This window comes from Oleiphilus sp. HI0086, assembly GCF_001635225.1.
The window spans coordinates 1-806 of sequence record NZ_LWFZ01001179.1 but is presented as its reverse complement, the minus strand read 5'-3'; the positions used below and the strand labels follow the sequence as shown (position 1 = coordinate 806).

Annotated in this window: 1 protein-coding gene; it reads right to left on the bottom strand. The window is 41.8% G+C overall.

What is annotated here, in order from left to right; genetic code table 11:
- Positions 1-304: 304 nt before the first annotated feature.
- Positions 305-806: transporter substrate-binding domain-containing protein (locus A3756_RS20535; RefSeq protein WP_231875595.1), on the bottom strand; the 502-nt coding region annotated here is incomplete at its 5' end.

Here is an 806-nt window from a genome sequence, read left to right as displayed (position 1 = left end):
GAGTTTATAGCGCCCCCAGTCCATCACACCGGTAATTTCATAGTGACCTAGGTAGTCGTCGATATCCGGGTTATCATCGCCTCGGAATAAGTGGTTTGTCTTTTTGTTGTGTGCATGAGTGAGCAACTTCGGCCAGCGTTGTTTCAGCGGGCATACTCGCCGCTGTATTTAAGAAACAATCAATAGACTCTTCCGCTGCTGCTAACTTACTGAAAAATAGTAAAAAACCTAATAAGGTAAAATACTTGAGTCGTGCAATAGCCATTGTCGCTTCATGTATTGTTTCGATCTGTACGGTAGCCGGCTATTGTTGTTTATACTCACTATCGAAGTCAAAAAATAACTCGCCGGAAATTTCTTTATAGCGGCCTGAGTCCTTCATTCTTTTGAGTCTTGGTGAAAGCTCATCAAGGAAGCTTTGTGTGAGCGCTTTGTTATGACACGTAATACGGTCATAGCTTTCTACAAGAGGGTGCTTGGCAGAGTAACTCAATTGATCTACGAAAGGTTGCAAGTCCGGAAGCGCTGCGATCATGACATCAATACGCTTTACTTTGAGCTTTTTCAAGTTCTGGGCGTCTTTGTATACTTTGTCTAGTTTTATTTTTTCGCTAAGTCTATGTTTATAATAGTTCTCGTGCACATGTACGGCACCCACATTAAGTCCTTTAAGTTGACTGGAGCTAGTTAAAGGGCTTTGGTCGAGAGGGCTAAACATATAATAAGCGAAGGCACCTAGTGGAAAGCTTGCAATGATATTCTCATTTCCTAGCTTTTCTTGCATCACTTGCGTGAAAGAATAAATG